General features: G+C 54.8%; 15 protein-coding genes and 5 tRNA genes. All 20 read right to left on the minus strand.

All coding sequences use genetic code 11. The annotated features are described in order from the left end of the window. Positions 1-14: 14 nt before the first annotated feature. Positions 15-2042 (minus strand): elongation factor G, encoded by a 2028-nt coding sequence (gene fusA / locus H6507_05730; protein ID MCB9368589.1) that lies wholly within the window; start codon positions 2040-2042, stop codon positions 15-17. Between the two features lie 125 nt (positions 2043-2167). Further along, positions 2168-2638, minus strand: coding sequence for a 30S ribosomal protein S7 (gene rpsG / locus H6507_05735; protein MCB9368590.1), 471 nt, complete (start codon positions 2636-2638; stop codon positions 2168-2170). A 19-nt stretch (positions 2639-2657) separates the two neighbouring features. Beyond that, positions 2658-3053, minus strand: coding sequence for a 30S ribosomal protein S12 (locus H6507_05740; GenBank protein MCB9368591.1), 396 nt, complete (start codon positions 3051-3053; stop codon positions 2658-2660). Positions 3054-3200: 147 nt separating this feature from the next. Further along, entirely contained in the window at positions 3201-7532 is a 4332-nt protein-coding gene (gene rpoC, locus H6507_05745) for a DNA-directed RNA polymerase subunit beta' (GenBank protein ID MCB9368592.1), read from the minus strand. A 91-nt stretch (positions 7533-7623) separates the two neighbouring features. After that, positions 7624-11340 carry a DNA-directed RNA polymerase subunit beta gene (rpoB, locus tag H6507_05750; GenBank protein ID MCB9368593.1) on the minus strand — a complete coding sequence of 1239 codons (3717 nt, stop codon included), beginning with the start codon at positions 11338-11340 and terminating at the stop codon, positions 7624-7626. A gap of 310 nt (positions 11341-11650) precedes the next feature. Further along, positions 11651-11992 (minus strand): 50S ribosomal protein L7/L12, encoded by a 342-nt coding sequence (gene rplL / locus H6507_05755; protein ID MCB9368594.1) that lies wholly within the window; start codon positions 11990-11992, stop codon positions 11651-11653. An 87-nt stretch (positions 11993-12079) separates the two neighbouring features. Then, complete coding sequence (locus H6507_05760) at positions 12080-12625, minus strand: 50S ribosomal protein L10 (GenBank protein ID MCB9368595.1); 546 nt, start codon at positions 12623-12625, stop codon at positions 12080-12082. Between the two features lie 19 nt (positions 12626-12644). Continuing rightward, positions 12645-13346 (minus strand): 50S ribosomal protein L1, encoded by a 702-nt coding sequence (locus tag H6507_05765; GenBank protein ID MCB9368596.1) that lies wholly within the window; start codon positions 13344-13346, stop codon positions 12645-12647. Between the two features lie 61 nt (positions 13347-13407). Then, positions 13408-13833 carry a 50S ribosomal protein L11 gene (gene rplK / locus H6507_05770; GenBank protein ID MCB9368597.1) on the minus strand — a complete coding sequence of 142 codons (426 nt, stop codon included), beginning with the start codon at positions 13831-13833 and terminating at the stop codon, positions 13408-13410. A 136-nt stretch (positions 13834-13969) separates the two neighbouring features. Beyond that, positions 13970-14545, minus strand: a complete 576-nt coding sequence (nusG, locus tag H6507_05775) for a transcription termination/antitermination factor NusG (GenBank protein ID MCB9368598.1) — start codon at positions 14543-14545, stop codon at positions 13970-13972. A gap of 15 nt (positions 14546-14560) precedes the next feature. Next, positions 14561-15346: a class I SAM-dependent methyltransferase gene (locus H6507_05780; GenBank protein MCB9368599.1), complete on the minus strand. Its 786-nt coding sequence runs from the start codon at positions 15344-15346 to the stop codon at positions 14561-14563. A 130-nt stretch (positions 15347-15476) separates the two neighbouring features. Beyond that, a complete protein-coding gene (gene secE / locus H6507_05785) occupies positions 15477-15659 on the minus strand; it encodes a preprotein translocase subunit SecE (GenBank protein MCB9368600.1) in 183 nt (60 codons plus the stop codon). A gap of 31 nt (positions 15660-15690) precedes the next feature. Beyond that, positions 15691-15766: transfer RNA gene (locus H6507_05790), tRNA-Trp, on the minus strand. 97 nt (positions 15767-15863) lie between these two features. Beyond that, positions 15864-17054, minus strand: a complete 1191-nt coding sequence (gene tuf, locus H6507_05795) for an elongation factor Tu (GenBank protein MCB9368601.1) — start codon at positions 17052-17054, stop codon at positions 15864-15866. A 79-nt stretch (positions 17055-17133) separates the two neighbouring features. Continuing rightward, positions 17134-17206 (minus strand) — tRNA-Thr (locus H6507_05800). 88 nt (positions 17207-17294) lie between these two features. Next, a tRNA-Gly gene (locus H6507_05805) sits at positions 17295-17367 on the minus strand. A 112-nt stretch (positions 17368-17479) separates the two neighbouring features. Then, positions 17480-17562, minus strand: a tRNA-Tyr gene (locus tag H6507_05810). A 39-nt stretch (positions 17563-17601) separates the two neighbouring features. Then, positions 17602-17674 (minus strand) — tRNA-Thr (locus tag H6507_05815). A 137-nt stretch (positions 17675-17811) separates the two neighbouring features. After that, complete coding sequence (locus H6507_05820) at positions 17812-19212, minus strand: cysteine--tRNA ligase (GenBank protein ID MCB9368602.1); 1401 nt, start codon at positions 19210-19212, stop codon at positions 17812-17814. 33 nt (positions 19213-19245) lie between these two features. Continuing rightward, the gene (locus H6507_05825; GenBank protein MCB9368603.1) at positions 19246-19806 is read right to left on the minus strand and encodes a CDP-alcohol phosphatidyltransferase family protein; all 561 of its coding nucleotides are present in this window, start codon (positions 19804-19806) and stop codon (positions 19246-19248) included. Positions 19807-19904: the final 98 nt, after the last annotated feature.

A 19904-nucleotide genomic window follows, 5' to 3' on the forward strand; every position in this document is an offset into this window, starting at 1 on the left:
GGATCGGCGGTGGGTCAGCGCTTCTCGAGAATCTTTTCCGAGATGGACTTGGGCACTTCCATGAAGTGGTCAAACTGCATGGAGAAGATAGCGCGGCCCTGAGTCAACGAGCGCAGGCTGGTCGCATAACCGAACATTTCCGAAAGCGGAACCATCGCGTTGACGACTTGACCGTCGGCGCGCGGATGCATGTCTTGAATGCGGCCGCGGCGCGAATTGATATCGCCAACGACATTTCCTAAATACGAATCGGGAGTCACGACCTCCACCTTCATGATCGGCTCCATCAGGGCGGGGTTGCCCTTTTGGACGGCTTCTTTCAAAGCCATGCCGCCACAAATCTTGAAGGCCATTTCATTGGAGTCGACTTCGTGGTACGAACCGTCGACAAGTTCGACTTTGACGTCCATGATCGGATAGCCCGCAAGCGGACCGTTGCTCATGGCGTCTTCCATACCCTTGTGAAGCGCGGGGATGTATTCCTTGGGAATCGCACCACCGACAATCTTGTTCTCAAAGACCAATCCGCTGCCGGGGGCACCGGGTTCGACATTGATCACGCAATGCGCATACTGACCGCGGCCGCCCGACTGCTTGGCGAACTTGTGGTTCACGGTGCAGGCCTGACGAATGCACTCTTTGTACGAAACCTGCGGTGCGCCAACGACGGCCTCGACCTTAAACTCTCGCATCAAACGATCCACGAGGATTTCAAGGTGCAGCTCGCCCATACCGGCGATCACCGTCTGACCGGTATCTTCGTTGAACTTCACAAGGAAGGTGGGGTCTTCTTCGGCCAGCTTGCCGAGCGCTTCGGAAATCTTATCTTGATCGGCGCGCGTCTTAGGCTCGATGGCGATCTCGATCACCGGCGTCGGGAAGTCCATCTTCTCGAGCAGAATCGGCGATTTAGGATCGCACAGCGTATCGCCCGTGCGCACGTCTTTCAAACCGACTACAGCACAGATATCGCCCGCTTCCACCGCTTGCATTTCTTCGCGCTTGTCGGCGAACATACGAACGATTCGGGAGATTCTCTCGCGCTTGTCACGGCTCGAATTGTAAACCGCGGAACCCGCGTCGAGTTTGCCTGCGTAGACACGGACAAACGTCAACCGTCCCACGTAAGGATCAGTCATGATCTTGAATGCCAACGCCGAGAACGGTTCTTCGACGTTCGGCTCGCGCTTGACTTCTTCTTCCGTATTGGGATTAATACCGTTCGTGCTGCCGACGTCCAGCGGCGACGGAAGCAGTTCCACGATCGAATCCAGCAGTTTCTGAACACCTTTGTTCTTGAACGAGGCACCGCACAGAACGGGGAAGCACTTCAAGGAAATCGTCGCTTTCCGAAGCGCGGTCATTATCTCTTCTTTGAGCAGCGGCTCGCCTGCCAAGAACTTCTCGAGCAAATGATCGTCGAATTCTGCGACCGACTCGAGCAGTTTTTCGCGCCAATGATTGGCCAAGTCGAACATGTCCTTGGGCACGTCGAATTCTTCGAAGTGCATGCCGTGCGAATCTTCCACCCACACGATCGACTTGAAGGAAACCAAGTCAATAATCCCTTGGAACATGTCCGCCGAACCCATCGGAATCGTAATCGGAACCGGGTTGGCGTGGAGGTTTGTGCGAATCATTTCGACGGCGCGGAAGAAATCTGCACCGGAGCGATCCATCTTGTTCACGAAGCAGATGCGCGGAACTTTGTAACGGTTAGCCTGACGCCAAACCGTTTCGGACTGCGGTTCAACGCCGCCGACCGCACAGAACAGGGCCACGGCTCCGTCGAGGACGCGCAAGCTGCGCTCGACTTCGACGGTAAAGTCCACGTGCCCGGGAGTATCAATAATGTTAATTCGATGGTCGCGCCATTCGCAAGTCGTGGCGGCGGACGTGATCGTGATTCCGCGTTCTTTTTCTTGTTCCATCCAGTCCATCGTCGCGCCGCCTTCATGGACTTCGCCCATGCGGTGCAAACGGCCTGTATAGAAGAGAATACGCTCGGTCGTCGTCGTCTTACCCGCGTCGATATGGGCCATGATGCCGATATTGCGCGTGTGGGTCAGAAGGTCGGCGGAAGGAGTAGCTTTCTTCTTGCTTTCTGTTGCTGTGGAACTCACGATCTAATTCACCGTTGTCGATTCAATTTCACGAATTGCAGGATTTACCATCTAAAATGAGCGAATGCTCTATTGGCTTCAGCCATCTTGTGCGTGTCGTCGCGCTTCTTCACCGAGTTGCCTTCGCCCTTGGCGGCTGCAATCAATTCTCCGGCGAGTTTTTCGGCCATGGTCTTTTCACCACGAGCCTTGGAGTAGCCGATGATCCAGCGGATCGCCAGCGCCTGGCGGCGGGACGGATTGACTTCAACCGGCACCTGATAGGTCGCACCACCCACTCGGCGGCTTTTGACCTCAACGACCGGGGCGACATTCTTCATCGCCTTGTTGAAAATCTCCAGAGGATCGGACTTAGCCTTGCTCTGGATAATATCAAATGCACCGTAGAACATGCGTTCGGCAATCGAACGCTTGCCGCGGCGCAGAAGACCATTGATGAAGCAAGCCACCTGCTCCGAGCCGTATTTCGGATCGGCAGGGACTTCTCGATTAAATATGCGTTTACGACGAGGCATAATTCACTTACGCTTTCAGCTACTTCTTGCCCTTGCCCGCGGCAACAGCTTTCTTCTTCGTGCCATACTTCGAGCGGCCCTGCTTGCGGCCGTCCACACCCGCCGTATCCAGAATACCCCGGATAATATGATAACGGACACCCGGCAAGTCTTTCACACGACCGCCGCGAATCATCACAAGCGAGTGTTCTTGCAGGTTGTGGCCTTCACCGGGAATGTAGGCCGTAACGACGATACCGTTGGTAAGTTTCACACGAGCGACCTTCCGGAGGGCCGAATTCGGCTTTTTCGGGGTGGTCGTATAAACACGCGTGCAAACTCCCCGGCGCTGCGGGCAGTTCATCAGAGCCGGTGCTGACGACTTAAATTGGACAGCTTCCCGACCGGAACGGATGAGTTGTTGAATTGTGGGCACGTTTCGAAGAAAATTTGTGGCGTAGATTGGCTAATGTAATGAACCGGCTCTCGAATGTCAAGTTCTGCGAAAACAGACCCCGGGCGGCTCAAAAGCCGCCTGGGGTCCTAACACAAGCCTAATATCCGAAAAAACAGTTAGTTCTGTTTATTCCTGTGAAACCGGGGGATTTGTACCTTCCGCAGCTTCTTGTCCCATGTCCTCCTCCAAGCCTCCCGCTCTGTTCTCAAGGCTCTGCATCAATTCGGACATTTCAATACGGAAATCACGGGCCAGCTCTTCTTCTTCCTCCTGGGGCCGTACGATTTCCAGACCGGAATATTTGGTCAGTCCCGTACCAGCCGGAATCAAGTGACCGAGGATCACGTTTTCCTTCAAACCGGACAACGAATCCACCTTATTCGAGATCGCGGCATCGGTCAGAACGCTGGTGGTCTGCTGGAAGCTCGCCGCCGAAATGAAGCTGTCGGTCGAAAGACTGGCCTGGGTGATACCCAGAAGCACGGGTGAATAGGTTGCGGGATGCGCTCCTCGCGACTTGGCGGGTTCGGCACCGTCTGCCTTAAGGGCCCGATTCGCACGGTTGAACTCGGTCTTTTCCAAAATCTGTCCAACCTTGAAACTTGAAGCACCAACCTCTTCCACCACGACCTTAGTCACCAACTGCTCGTTTTCACGCGTGAACTTGATTCTGTCCACGTGATCGCCTTCGAGGTGACGGGTATCGCCCGGATCGTCGATGCGAACTTTCTGGAGCATCTGCCGCACGATGACTTCGATGTGCTTATCGTTGATCGACACACCTTGTGAGCGGTAGACTTCCTGTATTTCCTTGGCCAGGTATTCCTGTACTCTGTTTGGACCCTGAATGGCCAAAATGTCCTGCGGTGCAACGGAACCTTCCGTGATTTTTTCACCTGCGGACACACGGTCGTGATCGTGGACCAGAATGTGCTTACCGTAAGGAATCGCGTAGTTCTTCGACACCGAGCCGTCTTCAGACGTCACGGTCACGATACGCACGCCGCGCTTCAAACCACCGAAGCGCACGACGCCATCGATTTCCGTCACGATGGCCGGATCTTTGGGTTTACGTGCTTCGAAGAGCTCGGTTACACGCGGCAAACCGCCGGTGATGTCGCGAATCGCTTGTGATTTACGCGGCATCTTTGCCAACGGATCACCGATCTTCACTTCGGTACCGTCTTCCACCAACAAGTGCGCTCCAATAGGTAGCACGTGGTTGGCCAAACGGTTGCCTTCTGCGTCGATGATCAAAATATGCGGATTCATCTTGCGGTCGCGCGACTCCACGATCACTTTGTGCTTCATGCCCGTCGCTTCGTCCACGTCTTCATGGAAAGTCAAGTCTTGCTTGATATCGATGAAGTGCAGCTTGCCGGACTTCGACGCGAGAATTGAATCGGCATACGGGTCCCACTCAAACAGCAGGTGTCCAGACTTGACGACTTCTCCTTCGTCGACATAAACATACGCACCGTACGGCAGCTTGTAGCGTGCCACCTGACGGTTGTTCTCGTCGAGCAGCTTGATCGTACCGGAACGGCGAATCGAAATACGAGTACCGTCTTCGCGCACGATGAAGTCCACGTTTTCAAAGACCACGCGTCCCGGCTTCTTGGCGATTCTCTGCGATTCGGACACGTCACGCGACGCGGCACCACCGATGTGGAACGTACGCAAAGTCAGCTGAGTGCCCGGTTCACCGACCGATTGTGCGGCCATCACGCCGACGGCTTCGCCCATATCCACCATTCTGCCGGTGGCGAGGTTGATGCCGTAGCAGCGCGCGCAAATTCCGCGGGGGCTTTCGCACGTAAGCACCGAACGAATCCGTAAACGCGTGATACCGGCCTTCGCCAACAAGTTGGCTTCGGCTTCACGCACGAGCGTGTTAGCGTCAAGAATCTTTTCGTTCGACACCGGATCGAAAACGTCATCGGCCAACACACGGCCCATAACGCGTTCGTGAAGCTGTTCGGTGACTTCTTCACCTTCTTGAACTTCTTCGAGCTGAATTCCGCGCAGCGTGCCGCAGTCGAACTCTCGCACAATGACATCCTGTGCGACGTCAACCAAGCGGCGCGTCAAATAGCCCGCGTCCGCCGTCTTCAAGGCGGTGTCAGCGAGACCCTTACGGGCACCGTGCGTCGAAATAAAGTACTCGAGCACCGTCAAACCTTCTTTGAAGTTCGCGGTGATCGGGCTTTCGATAATTTCACCTTTTTGACCGGTCAACGACTTCTGCGGCTTAGCCATAAGACCGCGCATACCGGCGAGCTGGCGAATCTGTTCCTTCGAACCACGAGCACCCGAGTCGGCCATCATGAACACGGAATTGAAACCGTCCTTGGAGTCGCGCAGTTTCGCAAACATCACTTCCGCGATGTCGGTCGACGTGTGCGTCCAGATGTCGATGATCTTGTTGTAGCGTTCGCCGTCCGTGATGATACCGTCTTCGTATTGACCTTGCACCTCGTCGACTTTTTTGTACGCGGCTTGGATCAAACGGTCTTTTTCCGGCGGAATCTCGATGTCGGCCAAGCCGATCGAGATACCCGACGACGTCGCGCTCGCGAATCCGAGCTTCTTGAGATTGTCGAGGAAGATTGACGTATCGGCGATACCTACAGCTTGCACGCAGTAGTGAATGATCTCTTCGATACGCTTCTTGGCAAGCATTTCATTGAAGTAACGGCGGCTCTTTACTCCTTCGGGCAGAATCTGATTAAAGATCACACGACCAATCGTGGTTTCGATCAATCTGTCTCCGACGCGCAGGAAAATCACCGTATGCAATCCGATGCGCCCGTCGTTTTGAGCGGACACCACTTCAGCGGGATTGGCGAAGACCTTCCCTTGGAACGGCTCGCCGAGCTTACGCTTGGTCAAATAGTACAACCCGAGCACCATGTCCTGGTGAGGTACGGTGATCGGACGTCCGTTTGCCGGATGCAAAATGTTGTTGGCCGCAAGCATCAGCAAGCGCGCTTCAATTTGCGCTTCAAACGACAGCGGCACGTGCACAGCCATCTGGTCACCGTCGAAGTCGGCGTTGAATGCCTGACAGACGAGCGGATGCAAACGAATCGCCTTGCCTTCAATCAGCAGCGGCTGAAACGCCTGAATACCCAATCTGTGCAGCGTCGGCGCGCGGTTCAGAAGCACGGGATGGTCCTGAATGATCTCTTCGAGGATCGCCCACACTTCGTCGGTCTTGCGCTCGACCAATCGCTTGGCCGACTTGACCGTTTTTGCATATTCGTATTCAATGAGCTTGCGAATAATGAACGGCTTGAAGAGTTCAACCGCCATTTCTTTCGGCAAACCGCATTCATGCAATTTGAGTTCGGGACCGACGACGATCACCGAACGGCCGGAATAGTCGACACGCTTTCCGAGCAGGTTCTGACGGAAGCGGCCTTGCTTACCCTTCAGGTTGTCGGACAAGCTCTTCAGCGGTCGGTTGCCGTCCGAGCGCACAGCCACGGACTTGCGGCCATTGTCGAACAGAGAATCTACGGCTTCCTGCAGCATCCGCTTTTCGTTGCGCAAGATAACCTCAGGTGCGCGAATCTCGATCAATCGTTTGAGACGATTGTTGCGAATAATCACGCGGCGGTAGAGGTCGTTCAAGTCCGACGTGGCGAAGCGTCCGCCTTCCAGCGGCACCAACGGACGCAGGTCCGGCGGCACGACTGGAACGACCGACATCACCATCCAGTCAGGCTGGTTGAGCTTGCCGTTTTCCGCCTGCTTGAACGATTCGATCACGCGGAGTTTCTTGATCGCGTCGGCCTTGCGCTGCGCACTGGTCTCAACTTTGATCTGCGCGCGCAATTCGTTGGACAACTCATCGACGTTTTCCGTCGACAACAAATCACGAACCGCGTCACCGCCCATCTTGGCGATGAAACGCTCTTCCGGCGGCAACGCTTCCTGCGGACCGAGTGCCTGCAACACTTCGAGATACTCGTTTTCAGACAGCAAGTCCTTGCGGCGCAAATCCGCGCGGCCCGGCTGAATCACGCAGTACGACTCGTAGTAGATCACCTGCTCGAGTTCGCGCGTACTCATGTTGAGCACGTACGAAATTTTCGACGGCAAACTGCGGAAGTACCAGATGTGCACGACGGGCACGGCAAGCGAGATATGTCCCATGCGCTTGCGGCGGACGTCTTTCTTCGTGACTTCCACACCGCAGCGATCGCAGACGATTCCTTTGTAACGAATTCCGCGATACTTGCCGCAATGACATTCCCAGTCCTTGACGGGACCGAAGATTTTTTCGCAGAACAGACCGTCTTTTTCAGGTTTGTAGCTGCGGTAGTTGATCGTTTCAGGCTTGGTCACTTCACCGTGCGACCATGACAAAATCATGTCCGGCGAAGCGAGGCTGACAGAAATTTCGGAGTACCTGCGGGGTTCGTGCTCGGCTGCAGCAGCGAAATGCAGCATGTGGGGCTCCTTATTCTTATGACCGCCTATGTGCGGTCGAAATTAACTAAACAAAAAAGAATCGGACGAAACGGAAACGAACTCAGCGAAGTTACTCGCGCAAATCGACGTCGATACCCAGACCGCGAAGTTCGTTCACGAGAACGTGAAACGACTCAGGGATTCCGGGCGCGGGCAGGTTGTCGCCCTTGACGATAGCTTCGTAAGTCCGCGCGCGACCGTTCACGTCGTCGGACTTGATCGTGAGAATTTCCTGCAGGATGTGCGACGCGCCGTATGCTTCGAGCGCCCACACTTCCATTTCACCGAATCTCTGGCCACCGAACTGCGCCTTGCCGCCGAGCGGCTGCTGCGTAATCAAGCTGTACGGTCCAATCGAACGCGCGTGAATTTTGTCGTCCACCAAGTGCGACAGCTTCAGCACGTACATGAATCCGACGGCGGTCTCTTCACGGAAACGTTCTCCCGTGCGACCGTCGAACAAGTAAGTTTTGCCTGTTCGCGGCAGACCTGCCCGATCCAGCCATTCTTCCACGTCGGCGGTTTTCGCGCCGTCAAACACGGGAGTCGCGAAGTGCACACCCAAACGATGCGCGGCCCAACCGAGCGTCGTTTCGAAGAGCTGGCCGATGTTCATACGCGACGGCACCGACAACGGATTCAGAATGATGTCAACCGGCGTACCGTCCGACAGGAACGGCATGTCTTCCACGGGAACGACTTTACCGACGACGCCCTTGTTACCGTGACGGCCAGCCATCTTGTCACCCACTGAAAGTTTGCGCTTTTGAGCGACGTACACGCGGACGAGCTGCACGATTCCCGGCGGCAATTCGTCGCCGACTTCGATGCGGTAGCGCTCGTTCTTCAGTTCGGTTTCATGCTCAAACAGACGTTCGCGGAATTTGTCGAACGACTGCGCGATCATTTCGTTGATACCTTCGTTGTTCGTCCACTCGAAGCCCGATTCGACGCGGTCGACGTCGAGCGTCTGCAGCAGTGATTCGCTGAACGCGGCGCCTTCGGAAACCAAAATTTCCGTCTGATCGCGGTCCCGGATTTCACGCGCTTTGTGCCCGCGCAAGACCGAGTAGAGCTCTTCGGCCAGCTGCTTGCGCAAACGCTGGCGCTCGCGCTCGTACTTGCCTTCGAGATCCTCGATCAGCTTTTTGTCTTCCTTGCGCGTCTTGGCGTCTTTTTTCTTGCGGCTAAACAGCTTCGTGTTGATGACGATACCGTACATACCGGTGTGCGCCTTTAGACTTGCGTCCTTCACGTCGCCGGCTTTGTCGCCGAAGATCGCCTTCAAGAGTTTGTCTTCCGGCGTCAGGTCGGTTTCACCCTTCGGCGTCACCTTGCCGACGAGAATATCGCCCGGACGAACAATCGCGCCGACACGAATCACACCGATTTCGTCGAGATTCTTCACCGCGTCTTCGGACACGTTGGGAATTTCGCGAGTCAACTCTTCTTCACCGCGCTTGGTTTCGCGCACCTGGAGTTCGAGTTCTTCGATATTGATCGACGTGTAAACGTCATCATACACGATGCGCTCGGAGACGATAATCGAGTCTTCGAAGTTATATCCGTGCCACGGCATGAACGCCACAAGCGTGTTGCGCCCCAGCGCAAGCTCGCCGCGGTCCGTCGCGCATCCGTCTGCCAACGTCGCACCGGCTTTCACCTCGTCGCCTTCCAACACGGAGGGCTTTTGGTTGATGCAGGTATCTTGGTTGGTGCGGACAAACTTCTTCAGCTTAAAAGTAACAACTTCCGGGGTTGAAACCGTTTCGCCGTTTTCGTCGACGACCGGATTCGGGCGGAAGATAATCTTGTTACTGTCCACATATTCGACCACACCGTCACTCGGCGCGACGATCATCGTGCGCGAATCGATGGCGGCCTTCTTCTCCATGCCGGTACCGACGTACGGAGCTTCCGGACGCAAGAGCGGCACGGCCTGACGCTGCATGTTTGAACCCATGAGCGCGCGGTTAGCGTCGTCATGTTCGAGGAACGGAATCAAGGCCGCGGCGACCGACACGATTTGCGACGGAGCTACGTCCATGAATTCGATACCGTCCGGATGCGCGACCGGGAAGTCGGCACGGTTACGGCACTTCACGCGATCCGTCTGGAATTCGCCTTTCGGATTGATCGGCGTATTCGCCTGCGCGATGGTCACGCGGTCTTCTTCGTCGGCTGAAAGGAACTTGATCGCCTTCGACACCTTGCCGCTCTTCACTGAGCGGTAGGGAGTTTCGACAAAGCCCATTTCGTTGATGCGCGCGAACGTGCAGAGCGACGAAATCAAGCCGATGTTCGGACCTTCAGGTGTTTCAATCGGACACAGACGGCCATAGTGCGTATAGTGCACGTCGCGAACCTCGAAGCCTGCGCGCTCACGCGTCAGACCACCGGGACCAAGCGCGGACAAGCGGCGCTTGTGAGTCAACTCCGTCAACGGATTGACCATATCGAGGAACTGCGAGAGCTGGTTGGTTCCGAAGAAGCTGTTGATCACGGACGAAATCGTACGCACGTTGATCAAGTCTTGCGGAGTTAGCGCATTCGAATCGCGCAGATTCATGCGCTCCTTGATCGTGCGCGCCATACGTGACAACGCGACGCTGAACTGATTGGCGAGCTGTTCGCCCACAGTACGCACGCGGCGGTTACCCAAGTGATCGATATCGTCGGGAGCGGCGCGGCCTACCCGCAGTTTCAGAACGTGCTTCATAATCGCGACGATGTCTTCCGGCGTCAATACGGCGCAGTCGGACGGCACGTCGAGCTCGAGCTTGTTGTTCAAGCGGTAGCGGCCGACGGCACCGAGGTCATAGCGCTTTTCGTCGAACAGCAGACGTTCGAGGAATTTGCGCGCCGTGTCGATGTCGGGCGCGTCACCACTTCGCAATTCGCGGTAGATCACTTCCAACGCATGATCTGTGGAAGTCGACTTGTCTTTGTTCAGCGTATTGATCAGGATGTCGTAGGACGTGTCCTTTTTCTTCGGCTTTGACAAATCGATGTTTTGCACACCGGCGGCAACGAGCTTCTCGATCAATTCGTCGGTAAGTTCGGCGCCCGCGGTTGCGGCCACTTCACCCGTCGACGGATTCACGGCGTCGGAAACCAGCCTGCGTCCGACTTCCTTGTTCAGGTCTTTGCGGTTCGTCGGAACGGTTTCAACAAAACCGAACAAGTCGAGTACGTCGCGGTTCGTCTGACTTCCCATCGCGCGCAACAGAGTCGTGGCGGGGAATTTTTTACGGCGGTCGACGTAGACGTTCAGCACGTCGTTGATGTCCGTGGAAATTTCAATCCACGATCCGCGGAACGGAATGATGCGCGCGGAATAAATTTTCTTTCCGTTCGGGTGAGTGTCTTCGCCGAAGAACACACCCGGGCTGCGGTGCAATTGCGAAACGATCACGCGCTCGGCACCGTTGATGATGAACGTACCGGACGTAGTCATCAGCGGAAGGTTGCCGAGATAGACGTCGCTCTCGATGGTCTGGTCGAACGAACCCGCTTCGCTCGTCTCGTCACGCGACGACAAGCGCAGCTTGGCCTTCAGCGCGGCTTGGAACGTGACGCCGCGTTCGCGGCATTCGTCTTCGTCGTACTTCGGGCGTTCGACCTGATAATCGACGTATTCGAGAATGTGCGTCTCGCGGTTGTCGATGATCGGAAAAATGTTGCGGAAGACCGCCTCGAGTCCGTAGGCCCGGCGACGGTTAGGTGGCACATCAGCCTGCAAAAAGTCACGGAAGCTCTTGAGCTGGACTTCCAACAAGTCCGGCATTTCATGAACTTCGGGGATTTTCGAAAAGTTGATGCGTTGAATGGTTCTCTGCGGATCGCGCACGAAAGGCTCCCTTAGAATAACCGCAATGGATCTTGCAATGGTCTTGTCACGACTTCGTCAAACCCGTCCATTTCAACGAACTGGGCTGGTTTTCGAGAGTCGAACAAGGAAAAAACAGCTAAAAAGACACGTGCTTATTAAACGCAAATTGCCAAGTCTGACTTCTGCGCCTGCGCGGCGCGGAAGGGACTCGGCAACCCGAGGGAATTACTCGGGAAAGCGCGGCGAAAGCAAGCGGCAAACCGCCTTACTTGATTTCGACTTTGGCTCCCTGCTCTTCGAGCTTGGCCTTGATCTTTTCGGCTTCGTCCTTCGGCATGCCTTCCTTAACCGGCTTCGGCGCGCCGTCGACGAGGTCCTTGGCTTCCTTGAGGCCCAGACCGGTCAGTTCGCGCACGACCTTGATGACCTGAATCTTCTGTGCGCCGGCTTCGACGAGAATGATATCAAACTCGGTCTTTTCTTCGGCGGCTGCAGGAGCGGCACCACCGGCCATCGGCATCGCACCCATCATCATCGGGGCGGCAGCGGTCACGCCGAATTTGTCTTCCAATGCCTTCTTAAGCTCGACGAGCTCAAGCACGGTCATTTTTTCGATTGCTTCGATAATCTGTTGCACGGTTGTTCTCCGTTATGGTTTGTTAATTATTCTTGAAAAGAAAAATGGGAAACGGCATTAACCTTCCTTCTTGATCGCAATTTGGTCGACGACCGACACGAAATCGCGCAAGACGGCGTTGATGACGTTGTAGAAGCCTTGAACCGGTCCAAAGATCGCGCCGACCAAACCGGACAGAGCCTGTTCGCGCGTCGGGAGATCCTTAATGGCGGCAAGTTCGGAGGCAGGCAGCACCTTGCCGTCAAAGATCACGCCCTTGACAACAAGCTTGTCGGTCGTGCCGACGAATTTATCGAGAATACGGGCTGGCGTCGCGCCGTCGTCGTAACCGATGGCGATGGCCGTTGGGCCTTCGAGATGCTTCAGAATTTCTTCATAGCCTTTTTCCTTCAGCACCATACGGGAGAAGGTATTCTTGACGACCATGAAATCGACATTGTTCTGGAAGCACTCGCGGCGCAAGGCGGTCATTTGTTCGACCGACAGTCCGAGATTGTCCGTAAGATACACGCCCGACGCACGCTCCATTTTCTCGCGGAAGTCCGCGACAATGGCCGCCTTTTCGGGGCGAATCACACGGTTTTGAAGATCAGCTAATGACATTGTTCCGTTCCTTTAGGGCTTAGTGAAGTTTGGCGCTCTCGACTTCGGAACGTTGAACCCGGATTCCCGGGCCCATCGTGCTCGTCAGGAACACGGACTTGACATATTGCCCTTTGGCCGTAGCGGGCTTATTGCGCATGATGTTTTTGAAGAACTCTTCGATGTTCTCATAAAGCTGCGCGTTGGTAAAACTGAGTCGGCCGACTCCGAGATGCAAAATGCCGTACTTGTCGACACGAAACTCGACCTTACCGCCTTTGACGTCGCGCACGGCGTTGCCAATGTTCGGGGTCACGGTTCCGGCCTTAGGGTTCGGCATCAATCCGCGCGGGCCCAAAATCTTACCGAGCTTACCGAGATCGGCCATAACCTCGGGCGTCGCCACGAGCACGTCGAAATCCGTCCAACCGCCCTTGATGCGCTCGAGCAAATCCTCGAAACCTGCATGGTCGGCGCCGGCTTCCTGCGCTTCGCTGATTTTGGTTTTCGTCACAGCCACGACACGCACCGTTTTACCGGTCCCGTGCGGCAGCACGACGGTTCCGCGAACAATCTGATCGGCCTTCTTGGGATCGACTCCCAAGCGCACGGCGACTTCAACCGTTTCGTTGAACTTCGCGTGCGAAGTGCTCTTGAGCGAGTTAATCGCGTCCGACAGAGGCATTTCGGTATTGCGATTGACGTGCTCGCGATTCTTCTTTACGCGTTTTGAATAGGGCAAATTTGCTCCTTGGTGGTTCTTTCGTGCGGCGTCCACACTCCCACCCGTTTATGAAAAGGTACTATTGTCCGACGTTGACGCCCATGGAGCGGCAAGTGCCTTCGACCATCCTCATGGCCATTTCCACGGTGTTGGCGTTCAAATCTTTCATCTTGATTTCGGCGATTTCGCGGATAGCAGCTTGCGTAATCGTGCCAATCTTGTTTCGATTGGGTTCGCCCGAGCCTTTGTCCAGCTTGATCGCTTTTTTAATCAAAATCGCCGCGGGAGGAGTCTTCGTGACAAAGCTGAAGCTCTTGTCCTTGTACACCGTGATGACGACTGGAATAATCATTCCCTTGTCTTTTTCGGTGCGGGCGTTGAACTGCTTGCAGAAGTCCATGATGTTGACCTGCTTCTGACCCAGAGCAGGACCAATCGGCGGAGCCGGCGTCGCGGCACCCGCGGGAATCTGCAAACGGATGAATCCGGTAATTTGTTTTGCCATGATGTATCTCGAATTCGAAAAAAAATTACTTCTGATATGTCATTCTGAAGCCCTCTGTGGGCTGAAGAACCCTTCTGAGAGTTCCTTCACTACGTTCAGGATGACGACCGCACATTTAGGATGTCAGCGCGCCAAACTAACTGGTTCCCAGCTCGGTCGAAATCTGCAGGAAGTCCAATTCAATCGGAGTGGATCGTCCGAAGATAGAGACCATCACCTTGACCTTGCGCTTCGGCATATTGATTTCGCGCACGATGCCGGTGAAATCTTTGAACGGTCCGTCAATCACTTTGATCGTGTCGTTCACTTCAAACGGCAGCTCGATCAATTCCATTTCTCCGGCCTTGTCCTGCTGTCCCAAAATGCGGTCGACTTCGTGACGACGCAGCGGAACGGGACGGTTTTTCGGACCGACGAAGTTGATGACTTGCGGAGTGTTGAGGATCAAGTGCTCGGTGGTTTTGTTGAGAATCATCTCCACGAGCATATAACCCGGAAAGAACGTGCGCGTCTTGGCTTTTTTCTTGCCGTCGCGCATTTCAATCACGTCTTCCTTTGGAATCAGGACCTGCGTGATCTGATCGGCAATCCCCAACCGCTTGGATTCTTCCTCCAAGAAAGTCTTGATTTTTTCTTCCTGTCCGGTAAAGACGTGGATGACATACCATCCTAATTCGCCTTCGCGGATCGGTGCATCGGTTGGATGAAGCATTTAGCTAAAGACTACTCACAATGAACGATTGATTCCAATATACAACTCAGACGAACCGGGCCCTCCGAGCAGACCGCTGGTGTAGCTGAGCATCCCCCTGTACGCGCCGCGCACAAGACCTAAGGTCGAACGCGGTTCTGACAAAATACTGTGGTAAAACGCGTCAAACGCCACGGCTCCCAGACTTCTCGGATCGAATCCAGCGCGAATCAAAAGATCCAGCATGACCGGCGGTTCGAAGTGATAAAGATGTCTCGGAGTGTCCCACGCGACCCATTTGTCACCGTAGGCTTTCGCGTCAAGGGACAGCGGATTGGGGACTGCGACTGCAATTTTGCCGCGCGGGGAGAGCAACTTCCTTGCAATCTCAAGCGTTTCGCGCAGCTTGTGAACGTGTTCCATTACGTGCCAGAACGTAATCAGTTTGTACGGTCCGGCGTGCGTGGGAACAGAATCGATTCCGCCTGTCCAGATTCTCAACCCGTACTTGTCGCGGGCATACTGCGCGGCCTTTTCACTCGGCTCGCAGCCATCCGCTTCAAAACCGCGTCGTTTCAATTCAACAATAAACTCACCCGTCGCGCAGCCTACGTCGAGACATTTATCGGCGGGTTTCAGACCTTCAGTGACTCGCGCTGCTTTGCGGCGAATCGACAATGGACGAAACTTTTGATATAACTTCGTCGACGTCGATTGCGGGCCGCCTTCCGTGGATCCAAATGGATCGTATTCGGCGGTGTCATAGAACGCACCAATCGACTTTTCGTCGGGCCGCGGGTTGAGATAGATCAATTTGCACATTTGACACCGCACCAACGAATAAGTGCGGTCGCCAAGCACACGAAACCTGTCTTCGACAATTCTTTCCGGCTTGTATTCGGCGCAAGAACAGACCGGGCAAGGAATAGTCTCGAAATTCACGCGCGGGAAACTACAGCAGTTGCTGCAGACCCAAGCTGAGGAGACGGTCCACCGCAAAGACGGCGACGCCAAACAACAGCGTCAAACCCAGCACGATCCACGTGCTTTCGATCACTTCAGGCCGGGAAGGCCACGTGACCTTTGTCATTTCCGAGCGGACGTCGGAGAAGTAGTTTACGATCTTATTGAACATAATTTTGTATCTGGAGAGGAGGTCCTCAGTCTGGCACGGCAGGAGGGACTCGAACCCCCAACAACCGGTTTTGGAGACCGGGACTCTACCAATTGAGCTACTGCCGTATTTTTGCTGCCGCCGCGACTCTTCGGAGCGGCAGCTAAAAGGAACAGAAGGCCGGGGCTATCAAAACCAGCCCCGGCCCGTCGGTCTGTCGTATACTTACTCGATGATCTTGGTCACACGACCCGCGCCGACGGTCTTGCCGCCTTCACGGATAGCGAAACGCAGACCTTCGTCCATAGCGATGTCCGTGATCAACTCGACGGTGATCGTCGTGTTGTCGCCGGGCATGATCATTTCCGTGCCTTCGGCGAGCACGATTGCACCCGTCACGTCGGTGGTACGGAAGAAGAACTGCGGACGGTAGTTGTTGAAGAACGGAGTGTGACGGCCGCCTTCGTCTTTCGAAAGCACGTACACCTGAGCTTCGAACTTCTTATGCGGCTTGATCGAGCCGGTCTTGCAAAGCACCATACCACGCTCGAGTTCGTCCTTTTCAACACCACGCAGAAGCAAACCTGCGTTGTCGCCCGCGAAACCTTCGTCCAGCAGTTTGCGGAACATTTCGACGCCCGTGACGACGGTCTTTTTGTGCTGTCCCATACCGACGATTTCGACTTCTTCGCCGACTTTGATCTTGCCGCGCTCGATACGACCCGTACCCACGGTACCACGGCCGGTGATCGAGAACACGTCTTCGATCGGCATCAGGAACGGCTTGTCCAGCGCGCGTTCCGGTTCCGGAATGAAGCTGTCCACGGCTTCCATCAAGTCGGTGATACACTTCGTCTTTTCCGGATCAGTCATGTTCGACAAAGCGTCGAGTGCGCTGCCGCGAATCACGGGGCAAGTATCGCCGGGGAATTCGTAGGAAGAAAGCAATTCGCGAACTTCGAGTTCAACGAGGTCGAGCAATTCGGGATCGTCGACTTGGTCGCACTTGTTCAGGAACACGACCAAAGCGGGCACGTTCACCTGGCGGGCCAGCAGCACGTGTTCACGCGTCTGCGGCATGGGGCCGTCGGCGGCGGACACGACGAGGATTGCGCCGTCCATCTGGGCGGCACCGGTGACCATGTTCTTGATGTAGTCAGCGTGGCCCGGGCAGTCGACGTGAGCGTAGTGACGCTTTTCGGTTTCGTACTCAGCGTGGTGGACGTTGATCGTAACGCCGCGCTCTTTTTCTTCGGGGGCGTTGTCGATTTCGTCGTAGTTACGTGCTTGGGCCAGACCCTTGGCGGCGAGCACCTGGGTGATGGCGGCAGTGAGAGTGGTCTTGCCATGGTCAACGTGACCGATGGTACCGATGTTCACATGCGGTTTAGTACGTTCAAATTTGGCTTTAGCCATTGCCGGACAACCTCCTTAGGGGTTCAGCATTATATGATAATTGTGATTGTGTCAAAGGGACTGCCAGCGAAGGCAGCGGAGCTCGTGAGCGGGATTGAACCGCTGACCTCGTCCTTACCAAGGACGCGCTCTACCATCTGAGCTACACGAGCGGGGCAGAAAATAGAAAATGGAAAATTCAAAATAGAAAAATCTCTGCTCTTTTCTATTTGCTATTTTCTATTTGCCATTTTCACGCGGAGCGGGCGACGAGACTCGAACCCGCGACCCTCAGCTTGGAAGGCTGATGCTCTACCAACTGAGCTACGCCCGCATACGAAAACAAATGAAGAAACAGCCTAAAAAGGGTGCACGCCTCTCGGGCGACCACTTCTAAGGCCACTAAGAACAAAGACTAACGATGTAATCTTCGGGGGAATACCCGGTGGTGGCAGATGGATTCGAACCACCGTAGGCGTCTGCCAGCAGATTTACAGTCTGCCCCCTTTAGCCACTCGGGCATGCCACCAGGAGTTAGTCGGGAAAAATCAGAACTCAGTTGTAGTAGAGCTGGCGACAGGACTTGAACCCGCAACCGGTTGATTACAAATCAACTGCTCTACCAGTTGAGCTACGCCAGCAGTTGGGTACCGCCGAAAACCGCAGACCCAAAGTTAAGAACTTGTGAAATGGCTGTCAAGCGGCCTGCTGGCGATTTTAGGGGTGAAATAGCGGTTTTTTCGGGGTTTTGCCTCTCAAGTCGGACCGGACGCCTCTCCTATTTCCTCCTCCAAATCGTCTTTCCTGCCCTATCTTCAAGGATAATCCCCCGCTCGGTAAGTTCATCGCGTGCCCGATCGGCCTCTGCCCAGTTTTTGGCCTTCCTGGCTTCGTTACGCGCCTCGATGAGGGCTTCTATTTCGGCGGCCTCTGGATCTGCCTGCACGATTGGCTTCAAAAATCCTAACACCGAGTCGAATTTGTCCATCGCCTCAGTCGCGAGTTCCTTCTCGGGCTGACCGATCTTGTTGTCTTGGCAAAGAGTGTTTGCGTCGCGCACAAAATTGAACACGGCAGCAAGTGCTTCCGGATAATTCAGATCATCGTCAAGCGCGTCGCGGAATTCCTGCTCGCGCTGCGCAATCAGATCCTTGAGCTCCGCGCGTCCCCCCTGCCCTGCCGCATGTTCGATATTCACTGCGCATGCTTCAAATCTTGCCAGCGATTGCTTGATACTGTCGAGTCCGCTTGCTTGAAAATTTGTCCGCTGACGATAGTGTCCTGCCAAAAGTCCGAAACGAATTTCCCGCGGCTTCCACCCTTTCTCAAGCATGTCAGTCACGGTGTAAAAATTCCCCAGTGACTTAGACATTTTTTGTCCGTCGACAAGTAGATGCTCCGAGTGTACCCAATAGCGCGCAAGCGCTTCGTGCGTTACGCCTTCCGTTTGCGCGATCTCATTTTGGTGATGCGGAAAGATTAAGTCAACGCCACCGAGATGAATATCGAAACCTTTGCCGAGGTACTTCAACGACATCGCGGAACACTCAAGATGCCAACCCGGTCTGCCTTTGCCTAAGCTCGTATCCCAACCAACAGGCCCGTCCACCTCTTCCCAGTTCTTCCACAGCGCAAAATCGCGCACGTCTTCCTTCTCGTATTCGTCCCTGGCCACACGCTCGCCAACGCGCATCTCTTCCATGTTCAGTCGAGCAAATTGACCGTACGTCGGAAACGATTCTATTTTGTAGTAAGCCGATCCGTCGACGACGTAAGCATGTTTAGCCGCTATCAAGTCCTCGACCATCTTCGCCATTTCAGGAATATGTTCCGTCGCGCGCGGATACATCGTCGAATCCGTGATGCCGATGGTTTTGCGGTCTTCGTGAAACTTCGCGATATGACGGTCCGTAAATTCGCGGAGCGAAATTCCCTCGGCGTTCGCGCCCTTAATGGTCTTGTCGTCGATGTCCGTCAGGTTCATCACCCACGTGACGTCGTAACCAAGGTATTTAAGATATCTGTGCAGTAAATCCGACACGAGAAACGTCCGGAAATTCCCGATATGCGCGCGCGCATAGACCGTCGGGCCGCAGGTATACATCGCGACTTTTCCAGCATCGCGCGGCACAAAGGTTTCGACTTTTCGCGTCAGAGTATTGTAGAGTTTAAGAGACATAAGTTCTTTGACAAAAACTGCGCGTGAGCGAACTCACGCTTCGGGAGATGGCGCGGGCATGTCTTTCCCGCTGCTATAATGCAAGAAGCGCACACCGTATTGCACGCCTGAAATCATAACGAAACCGAATGAAATCCAAACCAGACTCTTGGGTGTGAAAGACGGACTGAATTCCGGCACCCAATTTACCGTGTAACTGATCAAAGTTACGGCAATCACGAACATTGTGAACTTGCCTAAATAGTTTGACGTCACTACCAGTCCGCGTTTCTTGAAAACGTAGTAGGACCCCGCGAGAATTAAGACGTCCCGCAAGAGAATCAATCCCAAGAACCACGCGGGCAACGGGTTCGCGCGCGACGGCAGAGCGAGAAAAATCGCCAGTGCGCCAAGCCAAATCTTGTCGGCAAGCGGATCGAGCACACGGCCCCAGTCGGTCTCGACGTGGAACCAGCGCGCGATCAATCCGTCGATCATGTCGCTGACGAGCGCCGTCGCCATCACCACCAAAGCCCAAAAGTTTCCATTCTCTTTCGGACCGAGCTTCAAATAGTGAAACAGCGGAATCAGCAAGAAAATCCTGGCGATGCTCAACAAATTCGGCACCGTCAGGAATTTTCTCGGTCGCGGTTTCGGTTCGAAAGCGAACCGCTTTGGTCTGGGCAGTAATCTGTCCGGGCGACTGATTTCGA

The sequence above is a fragment of the Calditrichota bacterium genome (assembly GCA_020637445.1).
Lineage (GTDB): Bacteria > Electryoneota > RPQS01 > RPQS01 > RPQS01 > JABWCQ01.